Origin of the sequence: Paenarthrobacter sp. NPDC018779 (genome assembly GCF_044391085.1) — a bacterium.
Lineage (GTDB): Bacteria > Actinomycetota > Actinomycetes > Actinomycetales > Micrococcaceae > Arthrobacter.
In genome coordinates, this window is the sequence record NZ_JBIRZS010000033.1 from 21,293 (window position 1) to 27,405 (window position 6,113).

General features: G+C 66.2%; 5 protein-coding genes. 4 read left to right on the forward strand and 1 reads right to left on the reverse strand.

All coding sequences use genetic code 11. The features are described 5' to 3' along the window. Positions 1 to 4 precede the first annotated feature (4 nt). The 4 genes from ACH488_RS20835 to ACH488_RS20850 are packed head-to-tail and all read left to right on the forward strand — an operon-like array spanning position 5 to position 5,041. Complete coding sequence (locus ACH488_RS20835) at positions 5 to 1,324, forward strand: alanine racemase (RefSeq protein WP_397326488.1); 1,320 nt, start codon at positions 5 to 7, stop codon at positions 1,322 to 1,324. A gap of 8 nt (positions 1,325 to 1,332) precedes the next feature. Next, positions 1,333 to 2,994, forward strand: a complete 1,662-nt coding sequence (locus ACH488_RS20840) for an amidohydrolase family protein (RefSeq protein ID WP_397326489.1) — start codon at positions 1,333 to 1,335, stop codon at positions 2,992 to 2,994. Continuing rightward, positions 2,991 to 3,626 (forward strand): bifunctional 4-hydroxy-2-oxoglutarate aldolase/2-dehydro-3-deoxy-phosphogluconate aldolase, encoded by a 636-nt coding sequence (locus ACH488_RS20845; RefSeq protein WP_397326490.1) that lies wholly within the window; start codon positions 2,991 to 2,993, stop codon positions 3,624 to 3,626. The genes ACH488_RS20840 and ACH488_RS20845 overlap by 4 nt, the downstream gene beginning before the upstream one ends. A 23-nt stretch (positions 3,627 to 3,649) precedes the next feature. Further along, positions 3,650 to 5,041: a GntP family permease gene (locus ACH488_RS20850; protein WP_397326491.1), complete on the forward strand. Its 1,392-nt coding sequence runs from the start codon at positions 3,650 to 3,652 to the stop codon at positions 5,039 to 5,041. Positions 5,042 to 5,418: 377 nt separating this feature from the next. On the opposite strand, the gene ACH488_RS20855 is transcribed toward ACH488_RS20850, so the two are convergent. Further along, positions 5,419 to 5,925, reverse strand: coding sequence for a universal stress protein (locus tag ACH488_RS20855; RefSeq protein WP_397326492.1), 507 nt, complete (start codon positions 5,923 to 5,925; stop codon positions 5,419 to 5,421). Between the last annotated feature and the right edge of the window lie 188 nt (positions 5,926 to 6,113).

Genomic DNA, 6,113 nt, shown 5'->3' on the forward strand with positions numbered 1-6,113 from the left:
ACGCGTGAACACTCCCGAAGCAATCTCGGCCTCCGCCGTGGCAGCCTTGGCCAACCGCCAGCTCGATTGGCGGCACAAAGCCGTGCCCGCAACGGCCAACGGGACCACGCACGCGGAGTTCCTCGCCGACAAGCACACGCTGGCCGATTTCCAGACCCCGTTGCTCACGCTCGACGCCCGCGCCCTCGAAGCCAATGCGGACCGGCTTGCGGCCTGGTGTGCGGAGCGCGGCGTCCTGCTGGCACCTCACGGCAAGACCACCATGTCCCCGCAGCTCTGGGACAAACAGCTCAGCCGCGGAGCATGGGGGATCACGCTGGCCAACTTTGCCCAACTCCGCGTGGCCCGCGAGTTCGGGGTGCAGAATCTGCAGCTTGCCAACAGCCTCACCGACCCGCACGCGATCCAGTGGGTCGCGGACCAGGACTCCACCATCGTGTCCTGGGTGGACTCGGTCGGGACCGTCGAACTGATCGAAAGCACCCTCGCCGGCACAGACTCAGTGCTGGAGGTCCTGGTGGAGCTCGGTGCCCACGGCGGCCGCACGGGTGCCCGCGGTGTTGGCGCCGCGATGGACGTCGCCCGGGCAGTGGCCGCGTCGGAGCACCTCCGCTTGGTGGGCGTCAGCGGCTATGAGGGCTCGCTCGCGCACACAGCGGACGACGCCGGGCTGGCGGCCGTCCGCGGCTACCTCGCCGACATGCGGCTGCTTCACGAGGAACTGCTCGCCGCCGGGTTGTACGGCTCGGGGTCAGTGATCATCACGGCAGGCGGCAGCGCTTACTTCGATGACGTGGTCACAGTTCTTGCCCCGGTGATCAGCACAGGGGCCGAAACCGGGGGTCCGTCAGTGGACCTCATGATTCGCAGCGGCGCCTACATCATCCACGACGACGGCTTCTACCGCGGTATCTCGCCGTTTTCCCGCGAAGGTGACGCACCCTTCAAGGCCGGAATGCATGGCTGGGCGCGGGTCGTTTCCCAGCCGGAACCGGGCCTGGCCATCCTCGACGCCGGCAAGCGCGACCTCCCCTTCGACGAGGGCCTTCCCGAGCCGCAGTTCATCGGCCCGGTGCTCGGCGGACCCATGGAACCCCTGGTCGGCGCGGAGATCACGTCCGTGAATGACCAGCATTCCTTCATGACCTTCGATCCCGAAACCACCACGGTCCGCCCCGGAGACGTCGTCCGGCTGGGCCTGTCCCACCCGTGCACCGCCTTCGACAAGTGGACCATCATCCCCGTGCTGGCTAGCAGCGAGCCCGGCGAGGCCGGAAACGCAGGTGACCAATCCGTCGTCGACCTCATCCATACCTTCTTCTAGGACCAACCATGAAGACCCTCATCAGCAACGCCACCTTGGTGGACGGAACCGGAGCGGACCGCCGCCCGGCGGACGTCCTCTTGGACGGTCCGGTGATCGCCGAGATCGCCGACGCCGGCAGCCTCACCTCCGCGGGCACGGGCGCGGACCGAGTCATCGACGCCATGGGCCTGGTCCTGAGCCCGGGGTTCATTGACATGCACGCCCACTCGGACCTGCAGTTGTTGGTTAACAAAGACCACTACGCCAAGCTCAGCCAGGGCGTCACCACGGAATTGCTCGGCCAGGACGGGCTCTCCTACGCCCCGGTGGACGACGCCACGCTGGCCGGTGTCCGGGAGAAGATCGCGGGTTGGAACGACAACCCTTCGGACTTCGACTGGAATTGGCGGACCGTGGGGGAGTACCTGGACCGCCTGGACACTGTGGATGATGCCGGACGCATTGCCACCAACGCCGCCTACCTCGTCCCGCAGGGAACCGTCCGCGCGATGGTGATGGGCTTCGCCGAGGGAGACCCGACGCCGGAGCAGCAGCAGGAAATGCAGGACGTCATCCGTACGGCGGTGGAGGAAGGCGCCGTGGGCATGAGTTCCGGGCTGACCTACACGCCGGGCATGTACGCGCAGACCGAGGAACTCGCTGGACTGTGCCGCGTTGTTGGCGAATTGGGCGGCTTCTACGCTCCGCACCACCGTTCCTACGGGAAGGGCGCACTCGATGCCTACGCAGAGATGATCGGGCTCAGCCGTGAGACGGGATGCGCCCTGCACTTGTCCCACGCCACCATGAACTTCGCCGAAAACAAGGGCCGTGCCGGGGAACTCCTGGACCTCATCGATGAGGCGCTGGAGCAAGGCGTGGACATCACCCTGGACACCTACCCCTACCTCCCCGGTGCCACCACACTGAGTGCGATCCTGCCGAGCTGGGCGTCGTCCGGCGGAACGGAGGCCACCCTGGACCGCCTGGCCGACCCCGAAACAAGGGCACGCATCCGCGAAGCCGTGGAGATCTACGGTTCCGACGGCTGCCACGGCGTGGTCGCAGAGTGGGACACCCTGGAGATCAGCGGTGTCCAGAACCCTGCGCTGGCAGGCCATGTGGGCAAGACCATCAAGGACATCGCCGCGGAGACCGGGGAAGAACCGTTCGACGTGTTCGCCCGGATCCTCACCGAGGACCGCCTGGGCACCGGCATCCTGCAGCACGTGGGCCACGAGGAAAATGTGCAGGCCATCATGAAGCACCGCACGCACACCGGTGGCAGCGACGGATTGTTGGTCGGGGCCAAGCCGCACCCGCGCGCGTGGGGTACGTTCCCCCGCTACCTCGGCCACTACTCCCGGGACCTCGGATTGCTCAGCCTCGAAGAGACTGTCCATCACCTCAGTGGCCGGCCCGCCGCACGACTCAAGCTCCACAACAGGGGACTGGTCCGCGAAGGGTTCGCCGCCGACGTCGTACTTTTCGATCCGGAAACCATCCGCGATACCGCCACGTTCGAGAATCCCCGCCAAGCCGCCAGAGGCATCGAGTTCGTGTTCGTCAACGGCACAGCAGCGATCGACGGCGGCAAACCCACCGGCGCGCGCGCCGGCCGCGCCCTCCGCAGGCAGGCTAACGGCCTCACAAGGGAAGACGCGCCCAACCAGGAAAGAAGCCAATGACCCCCGAAGAATTCGTCCAGCAGCTCGAAGTCGACCGCACCCTCGCGGTGGTCCGGGCACCCTCCATCACGGACGCCGCGGACCTGTGCCGGGCACTGGCCCAGGGCGGCATCCGGAGTGTCGAACTGACCTTCACCACGCCGGATGCGCTCAAGCACGTCCAGCGCGCGGCGGAAACGGCAGCGGACCACGGCGCCGCCGTCGGAATCGGCACGGTCATGACCGGCGACCAGGCCCGCGCAGCGATCGACGCCGGGGCGCAGTTCCTGGTGACCCCCGGACTCCGGCCCGAGGTCGCCGCGGTTGCCGCGGCGGCGGGAATCCCGTTCAGCCTCGGCGCCATGACCCCCACGGAAGTGGCGCAGGCCCTGGACCTCGGCTCCGCTGCCGTCAAGATTTTCCCCGCCCGGCAGCTCGGCCCGGCGTACCTGAAGGATCTGCAGGGGCCCTACCCGGGCATCCGGCTGCTTCCTTCCGGAGGCATCGACGCCTCCAACGCCAAGAGCTACCTCGACGCCGGTGCTGCCGCAGTCTGCTGCGGCATCAGCGTGGTCCCGCCCGCAGCCGTTGCTGCCGGCGACTGGGCAGACATCGCGGCACGTGCCGCCGCCTTCACCGGCACCCTCAAGTAGGACCCACCTAGAAAGTAACGTCCATGAATGAATTCCTCGACTGGCTGCGGCACGATACCGTCGGCCTGCTCCTCCTGGCAGGCGCCGGCATCGCGCTCCTGCTGTTCCTGATCATCAAGGTCAAGCTCGAACCGTTCATCGCCCTGGTGGGAACGGGTGTGCTGGTGGCCCTGGTGGGCGGGATCTCGGTGGAAGCCCTGGTGGGATCGGCCACCAAGAGCAGCGACGCCCTCATTGAGAAGGGCTTCGCCGGCATCCTTGGCCACATCACCGTGATCATCGGCCTTGGTACCGTGCTCGGCGCGATCCTGGAACGGTCCGGCGGCGCCGAAGTGCTGCTGAGCAGGCTGGTGAAGATCTTCGGCGAGAAGGGTACGCCGCTGGCCATGGGTATCACCGGCTTTGTGCTGGGTATCCCGGTGTTCTTCGATATCGGCATCTTCGTGCTGGCGCCGCTGGTGTACGTAGCGGCGATCCGTGGTGGCAAGTCACTGGCCCTGTACGCGCTTCCCTTGCTCGCAGGCCTGTCCGTGACCCACGCCTTCCTGCCTCCGCACCCGGGCCCCGTCGCAGCGGCCGGTTTGTTCCACGTGGACCTCGGCTGGATCATCCTCATGGGCCTCATCTGCGGCATCCCTGCTTGGTTCGCCTCCGGCATCTTGTGGGGCACGTGGATCGGCAAGCGCGTCATGGTCAACGTTCCCGAGGACCGGATTGTTGCCGAGGCCGAGGAAGCCAAGGGTCACGAGCCCTCGATCGGCATTGTGCTGCTCGCGATTGGCCTGCCGATGATCCTCATCCTCGGTGGCACCTTCGGCAACATCTTCGCTCCCGCCGGTCCGTTCCGCGACGCCCTCCAGTTCTTCGGCAACCCGGCCATTGCGCTGACCGTCGCGGTGCTGTTGGCCATGTGGCTCCTGGGTATCCGCCGTGGCATGACCGCAGCCGAGCTCAGCGAAATCACCGGCTCCTCGCTGCGTCCCGTGGGCATGATCCTGCTGGTCGTCGGTGCGGGTGCGTTCTTCGGCGCAGTCCTCTCAGCGACTGGTGTTGGCAAGGCCGTGGCTGACTCGCTGTCCCAGGCCGGCCTGCCGATCATCCTCTCCGCGTTCGTGATCAGTGCAGGCATGCGCATCGCCCAGGGTTCGGCCACCGTGGCGATCGTGACCACGGGTGGTATCCTCGCCCCGAGCCTGGCATCCGGGTACTCCCAGCCACAGTTGGCTTTGATCGTGGTGGCCATTTCCTCCGGCTCGATCATTGCCAGCCACGTCAATGACGGCGGTTTCTGGATCATCTCCAAGTACTTCAACATGTCCGTCAAGGACACCCTGAAGACGTGGACCGTGCTCGAGACCGTCCTGTCCTTGGTGGGATTCGGGATGGCGGCCCTGCTGTACACATTCGTGAGGTGACGCTGCCGCGCCTGAGGTGAGTGGCGCCGTCGTACCTTTTTGCCAGGTGGGGAGGCTGCCGCGCCCGAGGCGGGTTCCCGCCGTCGTACCTTTTTTGCTGCGGCGCGTGCCGCCACCACCCACTTTGACTGCCAAACGGCCCCGACATGCCTGTCCATAGGCGTGTCGGGGCCGTCGTGGCTTCAAAGAAGGTCGTAGCGGCACAGGCCAGCGCAGAATGCGGGAGGCGGGTGATTTTAAACAAAAGCTCCGGAGTGCGTTATTGGGGGATACGCACTCCGGAGCAGCCTTTGAGGCAGGGGCTTTCGCTCACCTGCAGTAAATACTCTACGACGCGTTGGCCGCCATTGCCACCGTGTCGAATAAGTACTTTCGCTTTAGTTTTTCGAAGCGGTTTCCGGGCGTTTTTTCTGCGGCACAATCAGCACCGGACGCCGTTGGTGATGGCTCAACCAGGCCGCCACTGAACCGTTCAATGCCTCGGAAATCCGGTGCCCCAGGCCAGGTTCCGGCGTGCCGACAATGATCATGGACGCCTTAATGTCCTCGGCGAGCCGCCCAAGGGCCCGGGCAGGATCGCCCGCCAACAGCCGCAGCGTCCAATCGGCCGAACCACCGTCCATGGCATCGGCGATGGCCTTTCCCAGGTCGCCACGGACGGCTGCCACATCCTCGTCGTCCTTGTCCGGATGCAGGGACATCCGATGGGTCTCGCGGGAGGGATCCCACTCCACGAGGTAGCTGGCCTCGTCCACGTACGCGCACACCAACGGCACCCCGAGTTGTTCGGCGAGGGTCCGGGCGGTCTGCAGGACCTCCACATGCTGGTCCGGTAAAACGCCGACCACCAAAGGAATGCGCCCGCTGAAATTTTCCGCAGCCATACCTTATTGTTGCGCCGGTCGTGGGGCTTGAACAGGCTGTTTGGTCCCCCAACTGGGTCGCAGTTCGGGTCGTTCCCAGCGCTGGGAACGACCCCAAGTGCGACCCAGCGGGTGAGCGCCGCTGGCGCGCCGGGGGGGCGGGAAAGTATGCGGGGTGGCTCGCCAGGGCTCTGGCGGGCTCTGGCCTT

What these genes read in the sequence shown, in the direction of transcription:
- ACH488_RS20845 (WP_397326490.1), top strand. Translation starts at nt 2,991, where the DNA reads ATGACCCCCGAAGAATTCGTCCAGCAGCTCGAAGTCGACCGCACCCTC.
- ACH488_RS20840 (WP_397326489.1), top strand. Translation starts at nt 1,333, where the DNA reads ATGAAGACCCTCATCAGCAACGCCACCTTGGTGGACGGAACCGGAGCG.
- ACH488_RS20850 (WP_397326491.1), top strand. Translation starts at nt 3,650, where the DNA reads ATGAATGAATTCCTCGACTGGCTGCGGCACGATACCGTCGGCCTGCTC.
- ACH488_RS20855 (WP_397326492.1), bottom strand. Translation starts at nt 5,925, where the DNA reads ATGGCTGCGGAAAATTTCAGCGGGCGCATTCCTTTGGTGGTCGGCGTT.